This window comes from Hydrogenophaga sp. A37 (assembly GCF_002001205.1).
GTDB lineage: Bacteria > Pseudomonadota > Gammaproteobacteria > Burkholderiales > Burkholderiaceae_C > Hydrogenophaga.
Genome location: NZ_MUNZ01000118.1, coordinates 36,544 through 59,650, shown reverse-complemented (window position 1 = coordinate 59,650; position 23,107 = coordinate 36,544). Strand labels below are relative to the sequence as shown.

General features: G+C 67.7%; 21 protein-coding genes and 1 other RNA gene. 11 read left to right on the top strand and 11 right to left on the bottom strand.

Annotated elements, in window-relative coordinates:
* Positions 1-18: 18 nt before the first annotated feature.
* The 3 genes from B0E41_RS15505 to dapF all read right to left on the bottom strand — a co-directional run bounded on the left by B0E41_RS15505 (position 19) and on the right by dapF (position 2,862).
* Positions 19-1,029 (bottom strand): tyrosine recombinase XerC, encoded by a 1,011-nt coding sequence (locus B0E41_RS15505; protein WP_077332060.1) that lies wholly within the window; start codon positions 1,027-1,029, stop codon positions 19-21.
* A gap of 88 nt (positions 1,030-1,117) precedes the next feature.
* Complete coding sequence (locus B0E41_RS15500; RefSeq protein ID WP_077332059.1) at positions 1,118-1,798, bottom strand: DUF484 family protein; 681 nt, start codon at positions 1,796-1,798, stop codon at positions 1,118-1,120.
* Positions 1,799-1,986: 188 nt separating this feature from the next.
* Positions 1,987-2,862: a diaminopimelate epimerase gene (dapF, locus tag B0E41_RS15495; RefSeq protein ID WP_077332058.1), complete on the bottom strand. Its 876-nt coding sequence runs from the start codon at positions 2,860-2,862 to the stop codon at positions 1,987-1,989.
* 205 nt (positions 2,863-3,067) lie between these two features.
* On the opposite strand from dapF, the gene B0E41_RS15490 reads away from it, so the two are divergent.
* The 9 genes from B0E41_RS15490 to B0E41_RS15450 all read left to right on the top strand — a co-directional run bounded on the left by B0E41_RS15490 (position 3,068) and on the right by B0E41_RS15450 (position 11,976).
* On the top strand, positions 3,068-4,111 hold the full coding sequence (locus B0E41_RS15490; protein WP_077332057.1) for an ABC transporter ATP-binding protein: 1,044 nt from the start codon (positions 3,068-3,070) through the stop codon (positions 4,109-4,111).
* Positions 4,112-4,173: 62 nt separating this feature from the next.
* A complete protein-coding gene (locus B0E41_RS15485; RefSeq protein ID WP_077332056.1) occupies positions 4,174-5,460 on the top strand; it encodes a PotD/PotF family extracellular solute-binding protein in 1,287 nt (428 codons plus the stop codon).
* Between the two features lie 241 nt (positions 5,461-5,701).
* Entirely contained in the window at positions 5,702-6,622 is a 921-nt protein-coding gene (locus tag B0E41_RS15480) for an ABC transporter permease (protein WP_077332055.1), read from the top strand.
* 2 nt (positions 6,623-6,624) lie between these two features.
* On the top strand, positions 6,625-7,518 hold the full coding sequence (locus tag B0E41_RS15475) for an ABC transporter permease (protein WP_077332054.1): 894 nt from the start codon (positions 6,625-6,627) through the stop codon (positions 7,516-7,518).
* On the top strand, positions 7,515-8,240 hold the full coding sequence (locus tag B0E41_RS15470) for a GntR family transcriptional regulator (protein ID WP_077332053.1): 726 nt from the start codon (positions 7,515-7,517) through the stop codon (positions 8,238-8,240). Before B0E41_RS15475 ends, B0E41_RS15470 begins: the two co-directional genes overlap by 4 nt.
* 2 nt (positions 8,241-8,242) lie before the next feature.
* Positions 8,243-8,983: an aspartate/glutamate racemase family protein gene (locus tag B0E41_RS15465; RefSeq protein WP_077332052.1), complete on the top strand. Its 741-nt coding sequence runs from the start codon at positions 8,243-8,245 to the stop codon at positions 8,981-8,983.
* A gap of 53 nt (positions 8,984-9,036) precedes the next feature.
* Complete coding sequence (locus B0E41_RS15460) at positions 9,037-10,725, top strand: MBL fold metallo-hydrolase (RefSeq protein WP_077332051.1); 1,689 nt, start codon at positions 9,037-9,039, stop codon at positions 10,723-10,725.
* Positions 10,726-10,741: 16 nt separating this feature from the next.
* On the top strand, positions 10,742-11,542 hold the full coding sequence (locus B0E41_RS15455) for a metallophosphoesterase family protein (protein ID WP_077332050.1): 801 nt from the start codon (positions 10,742-10,744) through the stop codon (positions 11,540-11,542).
* A gap of 23 nt (positions 11,543-11,565) precedes the next feature.
* Positions 11,566-11,976 carry a low affinity iron permease family protein gene (locus tag B0E41_RS15450; protein ID WP_077332049.1) on the top strand — a complete coding sequence of 137 codons (411 nt, stop codon included), beginning with the start codon at positions 11,566-11,568 and terminating at the stop codon, positions 11,974-11,976.
* A 233-nt stretch (positions 11,977-12,209) separates the two neighbouring features.
* Here B0E41_RS15450 and rnpB read toward each other — a convergent pair.
* The 3 genes from rnpB to B0E41_RS15435 all read right to left on the bottom strand — a co-directional run bounded on the left by rnpB (position 12,210) and on the right by B0E41_RS15435 (position 14,781).
* Positions 12,210-12,571, bottom strand: an RNA gene (rnpB, locus tag B0E41_RS15445) — RNase P RNA component class A.
* A gap of 192 nt (positions 12,572-12,763) precedes the next feature.
* Positions 12,764-14,128 carry an MATE family efflux transporter gene (locus tag B0E41_RS15440; protein ID WP_077332048.1) on the bottom strand — a complete coding sequence of 455 codons (1,365 nt, stop codon included), beginning with the start codon at positions 14,126-14,128 and terminating at the stop codon, positions 12,764-12,766.
* 47 nt (positions 14,129-14,175) lie between these two features.
* Positions 14,176-14,781, bottom strand: coding sequence for a DUF2239 family protein (locus B0E41_RS15435; RefSeq protein ID WP_171984779.1), 606 nt, complete (start codon positions 14,779-14,781; stop codon positions 14,176-14,178).
* 134 nt (positions 14,782-14,915) lie between these two features.
* On the opposite strand from B0E41_RS15435, the gene B0E41_RS15430 reads away from it, so the two are divergent.
* Positions 14,916-16,751: an FAD-dependent protein gene (locus B0E41_RS15430; RefSeq protein WP_077332047.1), complete on the top strand. Its 1,836-nt coding sequence runs from the start codon at positions 14,916-14,918 to the stop codon at positions 16,749-16,751.
* A 103-nt stretch (positions 16,752-16,854) separates the two neighbouring features.
* Positions 16,855-17,493 (top strand): hypothetical protein, encoded by a 639-nt coding sequence (locus B0E41_RS15425; protein WP_077332046.1) that lies wholly within the window; start codon positions 16,855-16,857, stop codon positions 17,491-17,493.
* A 265-nt stretch (positions 17,494-17,758) separates the two neighbouring features.
* Here the strand turns inward: B0E41_RS15425 and htpX are convergent, their stop codons facing one another.
* The 5 genes from htpX to B0E41_RS15400 form a co-directional block, all read right to left on the bottom strand.
* Positions 17,759-18,628 carry a protease HtpX gene (htpX, locus tag B0E41_RS15420; RefSeq protein WP_077332045.1) on the bottom strand — a complete coding sequence of 290 codons (870 nt, stop codon included), beginning with the start codon at positions 18,626-18,628 and terminating at the stop codon, positions 17,759-17,761.
* A gap of 172 nt (positions 18,629-18,800) precedes the next feature.
* Positions 18,801-20,186: a glutamine synthetase family protein gene (locus B0E41_RS15415; RefSeq protein WP_077332044.1), complete on the bottom strand. Its 1,386-nt coding sequence runs from the start codon at positions 20,184-20,186 to the stop codon at positions 18,801-18,803.
* A gap of 49 nt (positions 20,187-20,235) precedes the next feature.
* Positions 20,236-21,012 (bottom strand): DUF3025 domain-containing protein, encoded by a 777-nt coding sequence (locus B0E41_RS15410; protein WP_077332043.1) that lies wholly within the window; start codon positions 21,010-21,012, stop codon positions 20,236-20,238.
* 5 nt (positions 21,013-21,017) lie between these two features.
* Positions 21,018-22,064 carry a dihydroorotase gene (gene pyrC, locus B0E41_RS15405; protein WP_077332042.1) on the bottom strand — a complete coding sequence of 349 codons (1,047 nt, stop codon included), beginning with the start codon at positions 22,062-22,064 and terminating at the stop codon, positions 21,018-21,020.
* Between the two features lie 25 nt (positions 22,065-22,089).
* Entirely contained in the window at positions 22,090-23,016 is a 927-nt protein-coding gene (locus B0E41_RS15400) for a LysR substrate-binding domain-containing protein (protein WP_077332041.1), read from the bottom strand.
* Positions 23,017-23,107: the final 91 nt, after the last annotated feature.

Sequence of the window (23,107 nt, the reverse complement as noted above, 5' to 3'; positions counted from 1 at the left end):
TCCCGTGCATCTGGCCGGTCAACCCTTGGGCTTGGGCGTTGCGGGCACATCCAAAGCAGACGGGCTGACGGGGCCCTCTTCGCCCTTTGCTCGGCCACGCGCCAGTGCCCGTGGGTGCGCCGCGTCATACACCTTGGCCAAGTGCTGGAAGTCCAGCCGCGTGTAGACCTGTGTGGTGCTGATGCTGGCGTGCCCCAGCAGCTCCTGCACCGCCCGCAGGTCGCCGCTGGACTGCAGCACGTGGCTGGCAAACGAGTGGCGCAGCATGTGCGGGTGCACCGGCGTGGCCAGCCCGGCCAGTTGCGAACGGCGTTTGAGGCGCACGCGGATGTGCTGGGGTGTGAGGCGCTGGCCGCGGCTGCCGATGAAGAGCGCCGGATCGTCCCGGCCCCAGGCCGCGCGCTGCGCCAGCCAGCGCTCCAGGGCGGCCAGCGCGGCGCGGCCCACCGGCACGCTGCGTCGCTTGGAGCCTTTGCCCAGCACATGGGCCTCGCCGGCCTCGGCATCGATCCAGCCGCGTGCGCCGGGCCCCGCCTGCACGTCCAGCCCCACCAGTTCGCCGATGCGCAGGCCGCAGCCGTAAAGCAACTCGGTGAAACAGGCGTCACGGGCTTCGAGTGCGGGGTGGTCGGCCTCTTCCACATGGGACGCGAGCTGCACCGACTCGTCCACCCCCAGCGCCTTGGGCAGTGGCTTGCCGGCCTTGGGCGCGCGCACGTCCTGCACCGGGTTGTGGTCGATCAGGCCCTGGCGACCGAGCCAGACATAGAAACCACGCCAGCCCGACAGGATGAGCGCGATGCCACGCGCGCTGCGCCCGGCGCTGTGCATCTGGGCCACCCAGCGACGGATGTGGGCGCTGTGCACCTCGCGCAGCGCCAGCGAGGCCTGCGCCGCCTGTTGCGACAGGCGCTGCAGGTCCAGGGTGTAAAGCTCGACAGTGCGGGTCGCCAGGCGCTTTTCCACCCGCACATGGGTGAGGTAGGCCTGCACCAGCGCGGCATCGTCCACGCTGGCTGCGGTTTTCATGCCCGCGAACGGCCTGCCGCCGGGCCGCCCCAAGGCAGGCCAGCCCCCTTGGGGGGCAGCGCCGTACACGAAGTGACCAGCGTGGGGGTCATGGCCTCAGGCGCGACAGCGCCGCGCTGGTGAGTTCACCCATGCGCTCCAGGAAGTCGGTGCCCATGTCGGCCGCGAACCGCTGGGCATCGGGCGAGCCCAGCACCAGCAAACCGAAGGCCGCTTGCCCCTCAGCCGTCCGAAGCGGGATCAGCGCCAGGGACGCCACCGCCTTCGGGTCGTCCAGCCAGCCGGCGGCCTCCAGCCCGGGGTTGGCGCCGCAGTAGGGGCGGCTGAGCGAGCTGGAAAACGCCTTCACGTCTTCGCTCGCGCCTTGAGCACAGGCCAGGGTCATGAACGCGGGCGCCACATCCCAGACCTTGATCGCCACTTGTGGCACGAGAAACTGGGTGGCGATTTCGCGGGCGGCGACCTCGGGCAGATCACGGGCTTCGCGGGTCCGCAGCAGTTCACGGGTCCAGCGTTGCAGACGGTCGGCGATGGTGGAGTTGTCCTGTCCATGGCGGATCATCTCGGCCGCCTTGAGCTCCAAGCCCTTGATCTTGTCGCGCAGCAACTCGGCCTGGCGCTCCTGCAGACTCACGGCGCGCTGACCGTGTGGGCTGCTGAGCTGAACCGCCGCCAGCACACCGGCGTGCCGATCAAAAAAGTCGGGCGTGTTGGCCAGGTAGTTGGCGATGTCGTCTTCGGTGATCGGGGGAATGAAGGGATCGGTCATGGTCAGGGGAGCATATAGGAGGGAGACGAGAGGCTGAGCGTTATTCGGGCGTGCCCGAGCAATGCCCCACAACGCGTCCGATCAAGGCGCAAAGCACAGCCATGGCTCAGGCCATGGCGAGCATTTGCAACGCAGATCGGGTGCGTTTTGGGGTGGTGAGCGGGCATGAACGAAAGACTCTCAGCCTCTTAGGCCAGTTCAGGCACCTCGATCTCGCCCTCGAAGACGGTGGTGGCCGGGCCGGTCATGAACACCGGTGCGTCGTGTGCAGGCGTGTCCTGCCATTGAATGGTGAGCACGCCGCCGTGGGTGTGCACGTCCACGCTCGAATCCAGCAGGCCCAGGCGGATGCCGGCCACGACAGCGGCGCAGGCGCCGGTACCGCAGGCCAGCGTCTCGCCCGCGCCGCGCTCGAACACGCGCAGGCGCACCTGGCCGCGGTTCACGATCTGCAGGAAGCCGGCGTTCACGCGTGACGGGAAGCGCGGGTGCCATTCGATCTGCGGGCCTTGGAGCAGGACCGGGGCGGTGTCCACGTTGTCGACCAGTTGCACAGCGTGCGGGTTGCCCATGGACAGCACACAGACCAGCGCCTCGTCGCCGTCCGGCAAGGCCAGCGGCCAGCGTTCGACATTGCCCATCGTCGTTGAGACAAGGCCGCTCGCGTCGAACGGCACGCGCTCCAGCTCAAACACCGGCGCGCCCATGTCCACGGTGACGCGGCCGTCATCGTTCAGCGCCAGGCTGATCTCGCCCTGCTTCACCTTCACACGCACCGGGTTGAGGGTGGTCAGTCCTTTGTCGTGCACGTAGCGCACGAAGCAGCGGGCGCCGTTGCCGCAGTGCTCCACCTCACCGCCGTCGGCGTTGTGGATCACGTACTCAAAGTCCAGCCCGGGGCCGGGCGAGGGCCGCACGCTCAGGATCTGGTCGGCGCCGACGCCGAAATGCCGGTCGGCCAGCCAGCGGTATTGCGCGTGGGTCAGACCCAGGCGCCCGCGCGTCTCATCGAGCACGACAAAATCGTTGCCCGCGCCCTGCATTTTGGTGAAGCGGATGTGCATGCGCGGATTATCCGTCCAGAGCGGTGCACACCGGCGCCCCGGTGTCGCCGCGGCGTGGTGCGCCTCACGCCGGTGCGCACGCACCGCGACAGCCCGTCGCGGCCCTCTTCGGGCCATTTTGCGCACAAAGCTTGTGCTGTTTTGTATGCAATCCGGTGCACATTGCATACAAAACAGCTGGCACGGTTGATGCACTGCTGGAGGCATGGACGACCCCACCCCCACGCCCGCCGCCATCGAACTCATCGCGTTGACCAAACGCTACGCCCAGGGCAGCGTGGCCGTGGACAGCGTCAACCTGCGCATCGCCAGTGGCAGCTACTGCTGCCTGCTCGGCCCCTCGGGCTGCGGCAAGAGCACCACGCTGCGCATGATCGCCGGCCACGAGAGCACCACCAGCGGCGACATCCTGCTGGAGAACCGCAACATCACCGCCCTGCCCGCCGCCGACCGCGGCACGGCCATGATGTTCCAGAGCTTCGCGCTGTTCCCGCACCTCACGGCGCTGGACAACGTGGCCTTCAGCCTCAAGATGAAAGGCGTGGACAAGGCCACCCGCCACCGCCAGGCGCAAGACCTGCTGGAGCGCGTGGCCATGGGGCACCTCGCACAGCGCAAGCCGGGCGAACTCTCGGGCGGCCAACAGCAGCGCGTGGCGCTGGCCCGCGCGCTGATCACCCAGCCGCGTGTGCTGCTGCTCGACGAGCCGCTCTCGGCACTCGACCCCTTCCTGCGCATCCAGATGCGCGCCGAGCTGCGCCACTGGCAGCGCGAACTCGGCCTGACCTTCATCCACGTCACGCACTCGCAGGAAGAAGCGATGGCGCTGGCCGACACCATGGTGGTGATGAACCACGGCCGCATTGAGCAGGTGGGCGCGCCACGCGAGGTCTACAACCGGCCGGCCAGCGAATTCGTCGCGCGTTTCATGGGCGGCCACAACGTGCTCGCCACCACGCAGGGCAAGGTGGCCGTGCGCAACGACCACATCCAGCTCGCACCCGCCCACACCGGCGCCAGCGGCTGGCCCGCCACCGTGAGCGACGTCGAGTACCAGGGCACCTATGTGCTGCTCGGCCTGAAGCTGAGCGCCGGCGACGGCACGGACGACAACAGCGTGTCCGTGATGCTGCCCGAGGCCACGTTCGTGCAACAGCCCTACAGCCCCGGCGACGCGGTGAGCCTGAGCTGGGCGCCCTGGCAGGCCCACACCTTCCCGCCCGTGCTCGACGTCCCCGCTGCCGCCTGACATCGCATCCCGTTTTCTTTGCCCGTTCCCTCCCCGAAACCTTCCTCACTGGAGCTCGACCCATGTCAGATTCGATCAAAGACACCCCCGCCGACACAGCTGGCCTCTCGCGCCGCAGCCTGCTGCAAGGCACCGCCGGCATGGCCGGCATCCTGGCCAGCGGCATCTCGCCAGCCATCGGCCAAGAGAAGATCACCCTGCGTTACCTGGGCACCGCGGTGAACCAGGACAAAACCATCGCCGAAAAGTTCGAGAAGGACACCGGCATCAAGATCCAGTACGTGGCCGTGACCACCGACGATGTCACCAAACGCGCCGTCACCGCGCCCAACAGCTTCGACCTGATCGACACCGAGTACTTCTCACTCAAGAAGATCGTGCCCACGGGCAACCTCAAGGGCATCGACGTCAAGAAAATCAAGAACGCCGACAAGATCACTCCGCTGTTCACCACCGGCAGCGTGGCCGGCAAGACGGTCGGCGACCAAGGCACCGCGCCCAAGAAGGTGATCTACCTCGAAGGCGAAAAGAGCAAGGTCTTCGCCAAGAGTCCGACCCAGTTCATGAGCCTGATCCCCACCGTGTACAACGCCGACACGCTGGGCATCCGCCCCGACCTGATCAAGCGCCCGATCAACTCCTGGGCCGAGCTGCTGAACCCCGAGTTCAAAGGCAAGACCGCCATCCTGAACATTCCGTCCATCGGCATCATGGACGCCGCCATGGTCGTGGAAGCCATGGGCCTCTACAAGTACCCCGACAAGGGCAACATGACCAAGGCCGAGATCGACCTGACGATCAAGACCTTGATCGAAGCCAAGAAGGCCGGTCAGTTCCGCGCGCTGTGGAAAGACTTCAACGAGTCGGTCAACCTGATGGCCTCGGGCGAGGTGGTGATCCAGTCGATGTGGAGCCCGGCCGTGACCGCCGTGCGCACCAAGGGCATCGCCTGCAACTTCCAGCCGCTCAAAGAGGGATACCGCGCCTGGGCCGCCGGCTTCGGTCTGCCTGCCACGCTGAGCGGCCGCAAGCTCGACGGTGCCTACGAGTTCATCAACTGGTTCCTCGACGGCTGGGCCGGCGCCTACCTGAACCGCCAGGGCTACTACAGCGCCGTGCTGGACACCGCCAAGTCCAAGATGGAAGCCTACGAGTGGGCCTACTGGATGGAAGGCAAGCCCGCCTCGCAGGACATCAAGAGCCCGAACGGCGACGTGCTGGCCAAGGCCGGCGCGGTGCGCGACGGCGGCAGCTACGAAGCGCGCATGGGCGGCATCGCCTGCTGGAACGCGGTGATGGATGAGAACGAGTACATGGTCAGGAAGTGGAATGAATTCGTCGCTGCGTGACGAATTCCCCCCCGCGCCGCCGGCGGCGTGCCTTGCAGGCCGCGTCATCGCCAGAGGCGATGCCCCTTCGTCCCGTCCAAGCCTGCGCAGGCAGGCTTGGAGCCGCGGTCCTCAGCCCCCCAGAGGGGAGCGCCACTGGCGGCCCGGCAAAGCCGGTTCCGCGGTGGCCTGGAGGGGGCTTCGCTGCGCTCGCCGCGAAGTCTCGCTCCACGCTCGCTTTCTTCCTTGATTGGTTTTCTCCATGAGCAGCACATCCGCCACCGCCGGTCCTGTCGCCGACAGCCCGAACCGCACGCTGCACGCCTGGTGGCAGGCGGCGCCGTTCACGTTGGTGTTTGTGCTGTTCTTCCTCATTCCGCTGGGGCTGATCGTGATGGTCAGCTTCTGGGATTTCAATGAGTACGAGCTGTTGCCGGCGTTCACGCTGCGCAACTACTTCGCCATCTTCGAAGGCTGTTCCACGCTCACCGAACACGGTGACTTCTGCGTCTCGCTCTCCACCTATTTGTCCACGCTGAAATTCAGCCTGCTGGTCTGGGGCATCACCCTGGTGCTGGGTTTTGCGGTGGCCTACTTTCTGGCCTTCCACGTGCGGTCTTCGGGCATGCAGACGGCGCTGTTCATTCTGTGCACCGTGCCTTTCTGGACCTCCAACGTGATCCGCATGATTTCGTGGGTGCCGCTGCTCGGGCGCAACGGCTTGGTGAACCAGAGCCTGCAGGGCCTGGGCCTGATCCAGACGCCGATCGAGTGGCTGCTGTTCTCCGACTTTTCGGTGGTATTGGCCTTCGTGCACCTCTACACCATGTTCATGATCGTGCCCATTTTCAACAGCATGATGCGCATCGACCGCAGCCTGCTCGAAGCGGCCAGCGACGCCGGGGCCAGCGGCTGGCAGACGCTGTGGAATGTGATCGTGCCGCTGTGCAAGACCGGCATCATCATCGGCTCGATCTTCGTCATCACCATCGTCATGGGCGACTTCGTGACCATCGGCGTCATGGGCGGCCAGCAGATCGCTTCGGTCGGCAAGATCATCCAGGTACAGACCAGCTACCTGCAGTTCCCGCTGGCCGCGGCCAACGCGGTGATCCTGCTCTCGGTGGTGCTGATGATCATCTGGGGTCTGACGCGCCTCGTGGACATCCGGAAGGAACTCTGACCATGGCCCATTCCTCCGAATCGCGCGCGCCGGGCTTCTGGCCGCTGGCGCTGGTCTTCGCCCTCTTCGTGCTGTTCATGTACGGCCCGATGTTCGTGATCTTCGTGCTCTCGTTCCAGGGGCCGGAGGGCGGCCTCACCTTTCCAATGCGGGGCGCATCGCTGCACTGGTTCCGTCAGCTGGCCGAGGGCCTGGGCACGGTGGACATCGGCGCGGCCTTCCTGCGCTCGCTCATGCTGGGTGGAGTGGTGATGCTGTTCACCGTGCTGCTGTCGGTGCTGGCCGGTCTGGCGTTTCGCAAGAAGCTCAGCGGCGGCAACGCGTTGTTTTACGTGACCGTGGCCAGCCTGATCATGCCGTCCATCATCGTGTCGCTGGGCATCGGCCTGCAGTTCCGCCTGCTCGACGGCGGCCTCAAGTGGCTGCTGGAAGCGGTGGGCGCCACCACCACGCTGGAGGAATACGGCACCGCCCTCGGCCTGTTCACCTCGGCGCTCGGCGCGCACCTCACCTGGACGCTGCCCTTCGGCCTGCTGATCATGTTCGCGGTGTTCAACCGCTTCAACCCGGCGTACGAAGAAGCGGCACGCGACCTCGGCGCCACGCCCTGGCAGACCTTCCGCCACGTGGTGCTGCCGCTGATCGGCCCGTCGGTGGTCGGCATCGGCATGTTCGGCTTCACCCTCAGTTGGGACGAGATCGCCCGCACCTCGCAGGCCATCGGCGACGTCAACACCCTGCCGCTGGAACTGCAGGGCCTCACCTCCACCGTCACCACGCCGGCCATCTACGCGCTGGGCACCGTGACCACCGTGGTCTCCTTCGCGGTGATCGGCGTCACCGTCGGACTGGCCATGCTGCTGGGCCGGCGTCAGAAGCAGGGGCGGGCCGGATGAGCGCCACCCGCGTCCGCAAGACCGCCGACGCGGTGCCGGCGGTGCTGTCGGACAACGACATCTACGAGCGCATGGTCTCGGCCATCCTCGACCACCAGTTGCCGCCCGGCACCAAGCTGGTGGAAGACCGGTTGGCCGAGGCCTTTGGCGTCTCGCGCACGCGCATACGCCCGGTGCTGGTGCGACTGGCCAACGAACAGGTGGTCACGCTCACGCCCAATCGGGGCGCGTCCATCGCGCAACCCAGCGAGCAGGAAGCACGCGAGGTGTTCGAGGTGCGGCGTTTGATCGAGCCCACGCTGGTCGAGCGTTTCGTGGCCGTGGCCACGGCCGCCGACCTCCAGACCCTTACCCGCTGCATCCGCGACGAAGAGGCGGCGCGCGTTGCGGGCGACATGCGCCGCGCGATCCGCCTCTCGGGCGACTTCCACCTGCACATCGCCGACCACGCCGGCCATGACACGCTCGGCCGCATCCTGCGCGAGCTGGTCTCGCGCACCTCGCTGATCCTCATGACCTACAGCGCGCCGCACAGCCAGGCGCGCGACGACGCCACCGCCTGCGGCTGCCAGGAACACCGCGCCCTGCTGGCGGCGCTCAAGCTGCGCGATGCGCGCGAGGCGGCACGCCTGATGCGCGAGCACCTGGAGCGGCTGGAGTCGCAACTCAGCTTCACAGGTTCTCCCGACGCGGCACCCGATTTGTTGCAGCTGTTCGGTTGAGCATGAAGCGTTTGCTCGTCATCAACCCCAACACCTCAGAGCGCGTGAGCGCGCTGCTGCAAACCCATGTGCAGGCCGCTGCCGGCTTGCATGTGAAGGTGCGCACCGTCACGGCCCGTTTCGGCGCGCCCTACATCGCCGATGAAGCGAGCTACGCCGTGGCCGCCCACGCCGCGCTCGACGCCTGGGCCGCCGCGCTGAGCGGCCCCGACCCCGCGCCCGACGCGGTGCTGATCGGCTGCTTCGGCGACCCCGGCCTGATGGCGCTGCGCGAATCGAGCCCGGCGCCGGTCACCGGCCTGGCCGAGGCCGCTTTCATCGAGGCCGCGCGCCACGGCCGCTACGCCATCGTCACCGGCGGCGAGCGCTGGGGCCCCATGCTGCAGCGCCTCGCACAGGCGCTGGGGCAGGCGCAGCAACTCGCCGGCATCCACACCGTGGTGCCCACGGGCGCCCAGCTCGCCGCCGACCCGGCCGCCGCCCACCGCCTGCTGGCCCAGGCCTGCCGCGATGCCGCGCACCAGCTCGGCGTGCAGGCCGTCATTCTCGGTGGCGCCGGGCTCGCCGGCATGGCCGCTGCGGTGCAGGCCGACGTGCCGGTCCCGGTGATCGACAGCGTCACCGCCGGCACCCACTGGGCACTGCGCACGCCGCCACTGCCGCCGGCGCGCCGCACGCCGGGTTTCGACATCGCCTGGCAGGGCCTGTCGCTCGAAATGAACTCCCTCGGGTCGGCCTCGTAAATCCCAAGACCACGGCGACAGCGACGGGCTGGCGGTCGCAGCACAATGGGCGGATGGTCCGCTCATCCCAACTCCTGCACCCCGTCCGCACGCTCGCCGCCCTGCGCCCCGCCGCCACCGTGCTGCTGCTGCGCGACAGCCCCCAAGGTGTCGAAGTGCTGATGACCCGCCGCTCCATGACGGCGAGCTTCGCGCCCGGCGCCTACGTGTTCCCCGGCGGTGGCATCGACGCCGCCGACGCGCAATCACACGGCCAGTCCACGCGCCGCGCGACACAAAGCGACCTGCACCTGACCCAGGCCATTGCGGCCATCCGCGAGAGCTTCGAAGAGCTGGGCATCCTGCTCGCGCGCCGCGCCGACGGCTCGCACCTGGGCACTCCTCAGATCGCGGCACTCGACCGCAAGGGTCCGTTTGCTGAGCAATGCGCCACACAAGGCCTCACGCTGTCCGGCGCCGAGGTCTTCGTGCTCGCCCACTGGATCACCGACCGCGACCTGCCGCGTCGCTTCGACGTGCCCTTCCTCGTCGCGCGCATGCCCGAGGGCCAGGAGCCGGTGGCCGACGAGACCGAGCAATTCGAACCCCTCTGGGTGCGCCCGACCGACGCGCTGGCGCGCCACGCGGCGGGCGGCTTCTTCATCATCTTCCCGACCGTCCGCACGCTGGAGCGGCTCCAGACCTACGCCTCGGTGGATGACGTTCTGAAAGCCTGTGCGGTCAACGATGAACCGCTGTTCACCAGTTGCCCGCGCGCCGGCCTGCTGAACGGCCACGAATCGCGCCACATGGAACACGAGCAACCCTTCGGTGAACTCGCCATGGTCTGCCCGGATGGCCAGATCGTGCACGAGCTGGCCTGGCAGACCGAGCGCCCGGTGCCACTGCTCAAGAACGTGCAACGGCTCACCGCGCCCAACCCGGGCTTCATGACCGGCCCGGGCACCAACAGCTACCTGGTGGGCGACCCCGTCAGCGGCCACATCGCCATCGACCCAGGACCGGACATTCCGGAACACATTGAACGCCTGTGGCGCGCGGCAGGTGGCGACATCCGCGCCATCGCCTGCACCCATTCGCACCCCGACCATTCACCCGGCGCCGCGCGGCTGCAATCACTCTGCGCAAAAAGGCCACCGATCCTTGGCCTGCCCAGCGCCCCCACCTCGCGCGAGAACAGCCGCTTCACGCCCGAACGTTCGCTGGCCGACGGTGAACGCCTGGTGCTGCAAGGCGCCAATGGAATGACGCACACGCTGCAGGTGGTGCACACCCCCGGCCACGCAGCCAACCACCTCTGCTTGCTGCTGGAGGAAGACGGTCTGCTGTTCAGCGGCGACCACATCCTGAACGGCAGCACCACCGTGATCGACCCACCCGACGGCCACATGGGCGACTACCTCGACTCGCTGGACAAGCTGGACCGGCTGTGCGAGGCACACGAGGTCGAATTCATCCTGCCGGCGCACGGCCACGTGCTGGGCGACCTGAAACAAACCGCGGACAACCCGAGCGCACCGGAACACGGTGGCGCCCGCGGGGCAATAGCCCACCTGAAAGCCCACCGCCTCGCACGCGAAGCCAAGGTGGCGCGCGCTATGCAGGCGCAGCCCGAGGGCACCATGGACGACTGGGTGAAGCTCGCCTACGATGACGTGCCCGAACGCCTGTGGCCGGTGGCCAAGCGCTCGCTGCTGGCCCACGTGGAGCGCCTCCAGAGCCTGGGCGGTTTCAATCTCTGAAGAAGCGGGAGGACGCATGCGCCTGGCACTGGTATCCGACATCCACGGCAACCTGGCCGCCCTGGAAGCCGTCATGCAAGACATCGAACGCCGCCAAGTGGACCAAGTCGTCAACCTGGGCGACACCCTCAGCGGCCCTTTGCTGCCGCTGGAAACCGCTCAGCGCCTGCGCCCTCTGCCCTGGCTGCACGTCGCGGGCAACCACGAGCGGCAGGTTCTGTGCCTGCCCCTGCCGCGCCAGAGCCCGACGGACGCCTACACCAGCCGCCAGCTGACCGAGGCCGACAAAGCCTGGCTGGCCAGCCACGCCGACCCCTGCGACCCCCGATTGCACCAGGGAAACCTGTGGCCCGACCGGCTGGGCAGCGACGTGGCCCTGTGCCACGGCAGCCCGCGCAGCGACATCGAATACCTGCTGGAAACGCCGGTGGGCGAAGCCGCCCGGCTGGCGACATCGGCCGAAATCGAAGAACGGTTGGACGGGCGCATTCCGCCGCACATCGGGCTGCTCGCCTGCGGCCACACCCACGTGAGCAGGTCCGTGAGGCTTGGCCGGGGCCTGTTGATCGTCAACCCGGGCAGCGTGGGCCTGCCCGCCTACGACGACGACCACCCATACCCGCTGTCGAATTACCACCGCATCGAAACCGGCAGCCCGGACGCGCGTTATGCGGTGGTCGAGAAGCGCCACGGGCGCTGGACCTGCGACTTGATCAGCGTGCCGTACGACCACGAGGCCATGGCCTTGCTGGCCGATCAGCGGAGTCGCCCCGACTGGGCTTACGCCCTGCGCACGGGTTACATGCCCAGACCCTGAGTCAACCCATTCGACGACGCCCCATGCAAAACACCATCTGGTACTCGCGCTTCGCCAAAGCCGCCTCGCATTTCTGCGGGCGGCCACGGGTGTTCACGATGGCCGTCGCGGTGATCGCCGTGTGGCTGGTGACCGGCCCGCTGTTCAACTTCAGCGACACCTGGCAGCTCGTCATCAACACCGGCACCACCATCGTCACCTTCCTGATGGTGTTCCTGATCCAGAACACGCAGAACCGCGACACCGAGGCGATCCAGGTGAAGCTGGACGAGCTCATCCGCGCGACCAAAGGCGCACACAACGCCCTGCTGGACCTGGAAGAACTGGAAGAAGACAACCTGGACGCATTCAGAGCGAAATACCAGGCCCTGGCCGCTGCCGCCCGCGCCCAGCTGGATCAGGGGTTCAAGGACACCGACACGCCGGACACCTGATACGGTTTTGCATTCAAGCGTAGAACAAGGCGCGAAGCCGCAGACAGTGCGAAAGCACGGCATGGCGTTGCAACGCAGTGATACGTTTGAAGGCGAAACCGTATGAGCCGTCCACACACCCGGCGGATCACGTGATGGGAGGACATTCCAGATCCTCAAACTCGCGGACCATGGCCGCCATGGCACATGTGCCCGCAGGGCGCCCCCAACGGGCTGAGTGGCGACAAAAAATAGTGTGAAGCGCGCCGATACGCCGGATTTTGTGCGTCCTGAACCCCCTTTCGAGGGCCCCGAACGTGACCGTCATTCATCTGGGCCGGGGGTCACCCACCCGGCTCGGTGCTACCTACCCGCCAACTCCGCGGAACCACGTCAACGTTGGCCTATTTGGTATTGCTGCGCGCAGAGATTGCCCGTTTCACCCGCACTGAAGCGGCTCGTCTCTGTTGCTCTGATCCTCACCTTAGGGCCTTCCAGGTTGCCCTGTCCGGCTTGTCGGTGGAGAGGTGTTACCTCCTGCGCTGTCCTGTGCAGTCCGGACGTTCCTCCAGCACACCCTTTCGGGTCTCGTGCCAGCGACGGCCTGGCGCGCTTCACGGCGCGATTATCCAATGGAAAAGCCCCCCACGCTCCGCCGCTGCGCGGGTCGCTGCCCCCCGAGGGGGTGCGGCCTTGCTTGGGGCGGCCCGGCGCTGCGGCCCTCAGCCCCCACGCTGCGCGAGTCGCTGCCCACGAGGGGGCTGATCCGCCTTGGGGCGGCCCGGCGGCGGATCGCCCTACCGAACCGTCACACCAGGCGCTCGATCTTCTTGAAGCGCCACACCAGCTGGTGGTAGCCGGTCTGCAGCGCCAGCATGGCCGCGTAGGTCACGGGGAACGCCATCCACACGCCCTCCAGGCCGAAGCGCTGGTTCAGCCCGTAGGCCACCGGCAGCTGCACCAGCAGGATGCAGGCGATGGAGATCGCCACCGGCACCAGCACCACGCCGCTGGCGCGCATGATGCCGCCCACCACCGACTGGAAGCCGAACAACAACATGCTCCACAACATGATGTGCAGCAGGTGCTCGGCCTGCGCCAGCACCTCAGGCTGCGTGATGAACAAACCCAGCAGCCAGTGCGACAGCGCGTAGCCCAGCAGCACCAGCGCGCCGGTCACGCACACGTTCATCCACAGCCCTGTGCGCAGGATGGCGCCCAGGCGCTCCGCCTTGCCCGCGCCGATGGCCTGCGCGCCCAGGATGGAGGCGGTGATGGCGATGGACAGCGCGGGGAACTGCACGTAGTTGACGATCTGCGTGACCGCGCCGTAGGCCGCCGTGGCCTGCGAGCCGTGGCCGTTGACCAGCGACAGGATCACCAGCTCCGAGATCGAGATCACCACCATCTGCAGCCCGGTGGGCAGGCCGATGCGCATCACCTGGGCAAGGATCGCGCCGTCCAACCGCATGGACTTGAGCAGCGCCCGGTCCGGCGCGAGCACGCTGCGCTTGTGCAGCAGGCGCCAGGCCAGGAACCACAGTGACGCGGCCTGTGACACAAAGCCGGCCAGCGCCGCGCTCTGGATGCCCATGGGCGGCAGGCCCAGCCAGCCTTTGATCAAGGTCGGCGTCAACACCAGGCCCACGCCTGTGGACAGCAGCAGGGCCAGCAGCGGCGTCACCGTGTCGCTCACACCGCGCAGCAACTGCGTGTAGAGAATGACCACCAGCAGCAGCGGCATCAGCAACATCATCACCCGCGCGTAGGCGGTGGCGTCGTCGAGCACGTCGGCCGGCGTGCCCAGCGCCTGCAGTCCCTCGCGCGCAAACACGCTGCCCAGCAGCGCCGCCACGATGCCGATCAAGGCGCCCAGCGCCAGCGCCGCGCCCGCGATGGCCTTCACCTTCTCGGTCTCGCGCGCGCCCCAGGCCTGACCGATCAACACCGAGGCGCCGGTACCAAGGCCAATCACCAATGAGATGAAGAAAAAGAAGATCGGGAACATGCCCGACACCGCGGCCAGCGCGTGGGTGCCGAGCATCTGGCCGATGAAGATGCCGTTGAGCGTGCCCGAGAGGCTCTGCAGGAAGTTGGACAACACCATGGGCGCAAGAAACACCAGGTAGATGCGCCAGAGGGGTCGGGCTGGGCCGGAAGCTGGGGGTGACATGGTTCGGGTCATTGGAAAAAGCGGGGGGAAAGGTGAAACAACGGCACTCAGGCGGTGTGAGTGGCGGAAGGCTCCGCGGCCACAAAGGCGTCGCGGGCCAACCAGGCGAGATGGGCCTTCACGTCGGCGGGCCAGTGCGCCGTGCGGTGGGCGAACGCCGCACCGTCCTGCGCAAACAGCGCCCGCGAAGCCTCTTCGAAACCGGGCAGAGCGCCACCGATGGCGCTCATGAACCGGTAGGCGCGCTCTTTGCCCAGGCGCTGCACGTCCTGGTCGCCCTGGCTGCGCCGAGCCTCTTCCACCAGACGGCGCAGCGCGGCCGACGCGCCACCGCGCTGCTGCGCGAGCCACTCCCAGTGGCGCGGCAGCAGCGTGACCTCGCGCGCCACCACGCCCAGGCGCGGGCGGCCCACCCCCGGCGCGGCGGTCGCTGCTTCGGATGCGTCGGCGGGCCCGTCGGCGGGTTGTGCGGGCGCGTAACCCGCCGGCCAGGGGTGGTCCACAAGGGCGCCGGTGGTGTCGTCAAAGACCAGCAGGCCGCTGTCGCTCGGGCCCAGCGCACGAAGCACCCGGTCCACCTCGGCGTAGGGGCCGCTCGCCACGCGGCTGTACCCCAGAAAAGCGGTGCAGGTGGGGGAAGTGATCTGTTTCATGACCCTAATTATATACGGGTGTTATTGTTTTACCCGGATTTATTTAAATCCTCCAGCGGGCACCTGGCGGGCCGCGACAGGCCCGGCACCGCTTTGGCGACAATAGAAGCCCCTTGCTTGATAAACACAAGCCCATGATCCGCATCGCCGAACTCAAACTCCCTCTCGAACAGGTGCCATCCGAGCACCGCCGCGCCGCCGACGCGCCCGCCGAAACCGACCAGGACCGCACGCCGCCGCCGCACCCGATCGACGCCCTCACCCGACTTGCTGCACAGGCACTGGCCATCCCCCCTGAAGGCATCGCTCACCTGCAGGTCTTCAAGCGCAGCTTCGACGCCCGCAAGGCCGATCTGCTGGCCGTGTACATCGTCGACGTGACGCTGACCGACCCGGCGCTGGAACCGGGCCTGCTCGCGCAACACGACAACAACCCGCACATCCAGCCCACGCCCGACATGGCCTGGCACGCGCCGGGCCACGCGCCTGCCGGCTGGCCGCGGAGCGAAGCCGAGCGCCCGGTGGTGATCGGCCTCGGGCCCTGCGGCCTGTTCACCGCGCTGGCGCTGGCGCAGATGGGCCTGAAGCCCATCGTGCTGGAGCGCGGAAAACCGGTGCGCGAACGCACCAAGGACACCTGGGGCCTGTGGCGCAAGAAGGTTTTGAATCCACAAAGCAATGTGCAGTACGGCGAAGGCGGCGCCGGCCTGTTCTCCGACGGCAAGCTCTACAGCCAGATCAAGGACCCACGCTTCCTGGGCCGCAAGGTGATGAACGAGTTCGTGGACGCGGGCGCGCCGCCCGAGATCCTGTACCAGGCACACCCGCACATCGGCACCTTCAAGCTGGTCAAGGTGGTCGAGGCGATGCGCGAGAAGATCATCGCGCTGGGCGGCGAGATCCGCTTCCAGCAGCAGGTGGTGGGCCTCACGCTCGCCCCGGGATCGAACGGCCAGCAGCAGCTCACCGGCCTGCGTGTGCATCGGCTGGACAGCGGCGACACCGTCGACATGCCGGTGCAACGCGCCGTGCTGGCCTTGGGCCACAGCTCGCGCGACACCTTCGCTTTGCTGCACGACGCGGGCGTGTTCCTCGAAGCCAAGCCGTTCTCGGTGGGGTTTCGCATCGAGCACCCGCAGAGCGTGATCGACCGCGCGCGCTGGGGCCGCCACGCCGGCCACCCGCTGCTGGGCGCGGCCGACTACAAGCTGGTGCACCACGCGAAAAACGGCCGCGCGGTCTACAGCTTCTGCATGTGCCCGGGCGGCATGGTGGTGGCCGCCACCAGCGAGCCGGGCCGCGTGGTCACCAACGGCATGAGCCAGTATTCACGCAACGAACGCAACGCCAACGCCGGCATGGTGGTCGGCATCGACGTGGGCGATTTCCCGCAGACCTTTCCGCAAGACACGCCGCTGTGGACCGCCGCCTTCGGCGAGGCCGACGGCGCGCGCTACGCCACACAGGCCGAGGCGATGACCCAGCAAGGCCAGACGCACCCGCTGGCCGGCATCGTGCTGCAGCGCCAGCTGGAGGCGCGGGCTTTTGAACTCGGCGGTGGCAGCTACGAGGCCCCCGGCCAGCTGGTGGGCGACTTCGTGGCGCAACAACCGTCTCAGGCGCTGGGCACGGTGGCGCCGTCGTACCAACCGGGCGTGAAGCTCGGCGACCTCTCGCCCGCCCTGCCCGCCTACGCCATTGAGGCCATGCGCGAAGCCATCCCGGTGTTCGGCCGCAAGATCAAGGGCTACGACATGGCCGACGCCGTGCTCACGGGCGTGGAGACGCGCACCTCGGCGCCGCTGCGCATCACGCGCGGCGACAACCTGCAGAGCCTGAACACGCGCGGCCTGTACCCAGCCGGCGAAGGCGCGGGTTACGCGGGCGGCATTCTCTCGGCCGGGGTGGACGGTCTCAAGGTGGCCGAGGCGCTGGCCAAAGACCTGCTGGGCGGGCCGGTCACCGGCTGAAGACACAGGGCGTTACACCTGCCCCCGCAGCTTTACACAGAGTGAGGAGCGGCTTGACACAGGGTCCGCACGATGGAGGCTCCCATCCACCGAGGAGCTTTCCATGAAATCCCCTGACCGTTCTCTCCTGATCCCCGTCCTCACCGGCGTGATCGCCCTGGCCGCCGCCTCCACCGCCCAGGCGCAGGACGAACGTGGCCGTGTGCTCAGCAGCACGCCCATCGTGCAGCAGGTCGCCGTGCCGCGCGAGGTCTGCCAGAACGTGACCGTGCGCGAACCTGCCCACCGCTCGGGTGCTGGCGCCCTGCTCGGCGCGGTCGCCGGTGGCGCGGCGGGCAACGCAATTGGCGGTGGCTCTGGCCGCGCAGCCGCCACCGCCCTCGGCATCTTCGGCGGCGCCATTCTGGGCAACCACATCGAAGGCCGTGGCGAGTCCCACACCCGCACCGTGCAGGAATGCACCACGCAGAACACCTATGAAAACCGCACTGTGGCCTACAACGTGGTCTACGAATACGCGGGCCGCCAGTACAGCATGCAGACGGACCGGGCCCCCGGCCGCTACGTGCCCGTGAGCGTGCAGCCCGTGGTCGCGGCCCCGGTTCGGCCAGCCCACGGCTACTACCAGCCACAGCCCGAGCGCGACATCGTGCGCATCGGCGGCCAGCGCCCCGGCGGCTATTACCGCGACCCGGATCGCCGTTACCGTGACGACGGACAGTGGGACCGCAACTGGAGGTGAATGACACCCCCCGCGCCGCCTGACGGCGTCACCCCCCGGGGGGCTTTGCTTCCGGCCTGGCAAAGCCGGTTCCGCCGCGTTCTGGGTCGAGGCACTCACGCCGGAGCCGTAAGAAGAAATAGAAAGAGCGACCCACGGGTCGCTCTTTCTTATCGGGGAAGCATCTCCGGATGCATGAGCCCCAAATCAGGATGCGGTGGAACTGGCTTTGCCAGGCCACTCGCATCGCCCCCTGGGGGGTGACGCCGTCAGGCGGCGCGGGGGGTCACAATTTCTGGAGGGCCGCTATGCGGTCCTCCATCGGCGGGTGGGTCGAGAACAGCTTGCCCAGGTTGCCGGTGATGCCCATGGCCTGCATGGTCTTGGGCAGCTCGCCGGGGGTGAGGCCGCCCAGGCGGGCCAGCGCGTTGATCATGGGCTGCTTGCGGCCCATGAAGTTGGCGGCACCCGCGTCGGCGCGGAACTCGCGCTGGCGGCTGAACCAGGCCACGATGATGGCGGCCAGGAAGCCCAGCACGATGTCCATCACGATGGTGGTCACCATGTAGCCGATGCCCGGGCCGGAGTTGCTGTCACTGCCGCGGCGCAGGAAGCTGTCCACCGCGTAACCGATCACGCGGCTGAGGAACACCACGAAGGTGTTCATCACGCCTTGGATCAGCGTCATGGTGACCATGTCGCCGTTGGCCACGTGGGCCACCTCGTGGCCGATCACGGCCTCGACCTCATCGCGCGTCATGCCTTGCAGCAGGCCGGTGGACACCGCGACCAGGGCCGAGTTCTTGAAGGCGCCGGTGGCGAAGGCGTTGGGCGCGCCGTCGTAGATGGCCACTTCGGGCATCCCGATGCCGGCCTTCTCGGCAAACTTCTGCACGGTCTGCACGATCCAGGCCTCGTCGGCGTTCTGAGGCTGGTTGATGATGCGCGCGCCGGTGCTCATCTTGGCCATCGTCTTGCTCATCAGCAGGGAGATGATGGCGCCGCCAAAACCGATCACGAGCGAGAACCCGGCCAGGGCCGTCATGTTCAGCCCGTTGGCGGTGAGGAAACGGTCCACACCCAGGATGCGGGTGGTGACCAGCAGCACCGCCATCACGGCGAAGTTGGTCAGGACAAACAGGAAGATGCGTTTCATGAAGGCTCCGGAGGGGAAAAAGCGTTGCAGATCATAGTGAGGGCCAAGGCGCCCTTTTCAAGCCAAGGGCATTGGGACCGGGCAAACGACCCGCCGCCGGGCCGCCCCAAGGCGGATCAGCCCCAACGGGGGGCAGCGACCCGCGCAGCGGCGGAGCGTGGGGGCAACGGCCTCAGACCTGCGGCAGCAGGTAACGCCGCTCCCAGGCACTGATCTCGTTCAGGTAGTGGTCGTGCTCCAGCGCCTTGACCGCCAGGTAGCCGCGCACGAAGCGCTCACCCAGCAGGCGCGATGCGTGCTCGCTCGCTGCCATTTGTTCGTGGGCGGTGTCAAAAGTTCGGGGCAAGCCGCGCGCCTGGTCATAGCCATTGCCCTCCACCGGCGTCGTGGGAGGCCGTTGGTCTTGCATGCCCGCCAGCCCGGCCGCCAGCGTGGCGGCCAAGGCCAGGTAGGGGTTGGCGTCGGCGCCGGCCAGGCGGTTTTCCACCCGACGCGCCACGGGGGCGCTCACCGGCACGCGCAGGCCGGCGGTGCGGTTGTCGTAGCCCCACTGCACGTTGGTCGGCGCCTGGCTGCCGGCCACGTAGCGGCGGTAGCTGTTGACGGTGGGCGCGTAAATGAGCATCAGGTCCGGGGTGTAAGCCTGCAGGCCGCCGATGTAGTGAAAGAAGGCCTCGCTGGCCGAGCCGTCGGCCTGGCTGAACACGTTGCGACCCTGCGTGTCCACCACGCTCTGGTGCAGGTGCATGGAGCTGCCGGCCTGGCCGGCGATGGGTTTGGCCATGAAGACGGCGTTCAGGCCGTGCTGCAAAGCGATCTCGCGCGCCGCGGTCTTGAACAGGAAGGCCTGGTCGGCCACCGCCACCGGGTCGCCGTGTTGCAAGTTGATCTCGTACTGGTTCTCGCCCACCTCGTGCAGCCAGGTGTCGGCCCGGATGCCCAGGCCGTCGATGGCGGCGTGAAAGGCGTCCCAGAACGGCGCCAGCTCGTTGAGCGCGTTCAGGCTGAAGGCCGACTGGCCCACTTCGGGCCGACCGCCCTTGCCGGGCGGCGAGGCCAGCGGCAAGGCCGGGTCGCTCATCGCGGCGGTCAGGTAGAACTCGATCTCGGGCGCCACCACGGGCGTGAGCCCCGCTGCGGCATAGCGCGCCACCACGTTCTTCAGCACCGAACGCGGCGCGAACTCACACAGGCTGCCGTCCATCTCAAACGCGTCGTGCACCGCCAGGTAGCGCGGCACGCTGGCCCAGGGCGAGCGCTTGAGCGTGTTGAGATCGGGCACGAGGCGCACGTCCGGGTCGCTGTCCGGGAAGATCGGGTCGTAGCTGTATTCGCCTGTCACGCACTGCATGGGAATCGCCTGGCAGATGCGCAGCTCGCTGCCGGCGGCGAAGCTGGTGGCGGGCATGAGCTTGCCGCGCGGGTAGCCGGTGACGTCGGCGAACAGGCACTCCACATCACGCACGCCGGTCTCGCGGAAGTGCGCGGCGAGCGCGGCGCGGTCCGCGTCCTGCGTCAGGTTGAGGTGGAACCACGAGGGCGAAACGGGCAAGGTCATGGGGATTCCAGAAAAACAAATGGCGCGTCATTCACGACGGCGCCGCGCCTCATGCGGGCATGCGTTTGGGGCGAAACACCCCGGCATCGGCATAGTAAGCGGGGTCTTCATTGGCGGGCCACCAGCCTGGAACACCCAGCACCGGCAGCGGCGTGAAGGGTTTGCTGGCCAGCTCGGCGGCGGTCAGGCGCTTGGCCAGCCAGACGTCCCAGGCGGCCAGGTCATCCCCCAAGGCCGGCGGCACCGGCTCGCGGTACACATGGCCAGTGATGGACTTGTAGGGTGCCACCAATTTTTCGGTCAGTGCGTGGCCAAACAACACCAGCCGCGCCTGTGCCCACAAAGGTCGCAGCGCCACGAAAAGCTGGGTCCATTCGCGCGCGATCAGCGCGTCCCACAGTTCTTCGGGTGCCTGCAGCAGCACCGCGTTTTCGTCAAACAGCGTGATCGCGTCGCGCACGGGCCCACGCACCTGACCCACGCCGGCGGTCTGGATCTCGGCGGCCTGCAGGCGGTTGAGCAGGCGCTTGGTGGCGGGGAAACGCATCCAGACCAGACCGTTGAAGAAGTCGTGCAGACCTTCGCGGGTGGGCACTTGGCCGGTGTCAAAGATGAACTGCTCGTAGGCGATGCCCTCGGGCAGCTCGGTTTGCGGCATGAAGCCGGGGCCAGCGGGGCCGATGCGCTCCGTCAGCGCTTGTGCCAGCGGAACGCCGGTGTCACAGGCCGCGCGCACCGCCGCGCCGTCCAAGGCAAACGGCGCGTTCCATGGCCGCGTCCAATCGGGCGACGGCCAGGTCTGCGCCGCCTCGGCGAACGCGCACATGTGGGTCAGTCCACCAGCTTCCAGGGCAATGCCTCGCCCGAGCGCAGCGGCTTGAGCTCGGCTTCGCCGAAGGCAAAGCTCACCGGCGGCGTCCAGCTTTCGCGCTTCAGGGTGATGGTGCCGGTGTTGCGCGGCAGGCCGTAGAAGGCCGGGCCGTTGAAGCTGGCGAAACCTTCCAGCTTGTCGAGCGCACCCGCCGCGTCAAACGCTTCGGCGTACATCTCGATCGCGGCATGCGCGGTGTAGCAGCCGGCGCAGCCGGTGGCGTGTTCCTTCAGCTGGGCCGGGTGCGGCGCGCTGTCGGTGCCGAGGAAGAACTTCGCATTCCCGCCCGTGGCCGCGGCCACCAGGGCCTGGCGGTGGGTTTCGCGCTTCAAGACCGGCAGGCAGTAGTAATGCGGGCGGATGCCGCCGGTGAAGAGGGCGTTGCGGTTGTAGAGCAGATGGTGCGCGGTAATGGTGGCGCCCAGGTACTTGTCGGCCTCGGCCACGTATTGGGCAGCCTCTTTCGTGGTGATGTGCTCCATCACGATCTTGAGTTCGGGGAAGTCGCGGCGCAGCGGCTGCAGTTGCTGCTCAATGAACACGGCCTCGCGATCAAACAGGTCGATGTCGGGGCTGGTCACTTCGCCGTGCACCAGCAGCAGCAGGCCGGCCTTCTGCATCGCCTCCAGCGTCTGGTAAGTCTTGCGCAGGTCGGTCACGCCGGCGTCGCTGTTGGTGGTGGCACCGGCCGGGTAGAGCTTGACCGCGACCACACCGGCATCCCTGGCGCGCGCGATCTCCTCGGCCGGCAGGTTGTCGGTGAGGTACAGCGTCATCAGCGGCTCGAAGCTCACGCCCGCGGGCACGGCGGCGCGGATGCGCTCGGCGTAGGCCAAGGCCTGGGCCGCGGTGGTCACCGGCGGCTTGAGGTTGGGCATGATGATCGCGCGGCCGAACTGGGCCGCCGTGTGCGGCACCACGGTGCGCAGGGCCTCGCCGTCGCGCACGTGCAAGTGCCAGTCGTCGGGGCGGGTGATCGTGAGGGTCTGGGGGGCTGGAGCAGTCATCCCCGGATTGTCTCAAATGGCCAGGTCAGGCCTTGGCCGCAGCGGCCAGGTGTTTTTCCAGGTCTTCCCAGAACACATCCACCGTGCCCTTGGCCTTGCGCGTGCCGGGCCGCTCGCGGTAGATGCGGATGTCCAGCGAGGTGTCCAGCCCCTGCCCGGCGCTCACCAGGCGTTTGCCGCGCAGCTCGCGCCGCACGGCGCTGGCGGGCAGGAAGGCGATGCCGTGGCCTTCCAGCGCCATGGCTTTCAGGCCCTCGGACATGTCGGTCTCGTAGATGCGGTCGAGGTGCACCGGCGCCGGGCTTTGCTTGAGCACTTGCTCCACCGCGCGACCCATGTAGGCGCCGGGTGCGTAGGCCAGATACGGCAAGGGGTGGGCCACGGTGCCGGGCAGCGTGAACAGGGGCTCGCCCTGCTCGTTGGGCTTCACAAAAGGCGACAGCGTCTCGCGCCCCAGCGGCAGCATCTCGTAGCGCGCGGCGTCGAGCTGAATGGGCTGCGAGGTGTGGTGGTAGGCGATCAGCAGGTCGCAACTGCCCTCCACCAGGCGCATCACCGCGTCGTGCACGTTCATCGCGATCAGGCGGCTCTTGATCGGGCCGCAGCTCTCGCGCAGGCCCGAGAGCCAGGACGGGAAAAACGTGAAGGCCAGCGTGTGCGGCACGGCGAACTCGATCACGTCCTGCGCCGCGGCGGTGTGGGCGCGCAGCATGGCGCGCGTGCTCTGCAGGGCCTGCAGCATCTCGATCGACTGGTCGTACAACGTCTGGCCGGCCGGGGTGAGCCGGGTGGGGTACGAGGACCGGTCCACCAGGTCGGTGCCAGCCCAGGCTTCGAGCGACTGGATGCGGCGCGAGAACGCGGGTTGCGTGACATGGCGCAGCTGCGCCGAACGGCTGAAGCTGCGCGTTTCAGCCAGGCTCACAAAATCTTCCAGCCACTTGGTTTCCATGGCCGCGGATTATGCGCGCCGGTCATCACCCGGGAATCGGTGCTTTTTTGACGCTTAGCGGCCACATGCTTCCGTTACGATAGCAAAAACC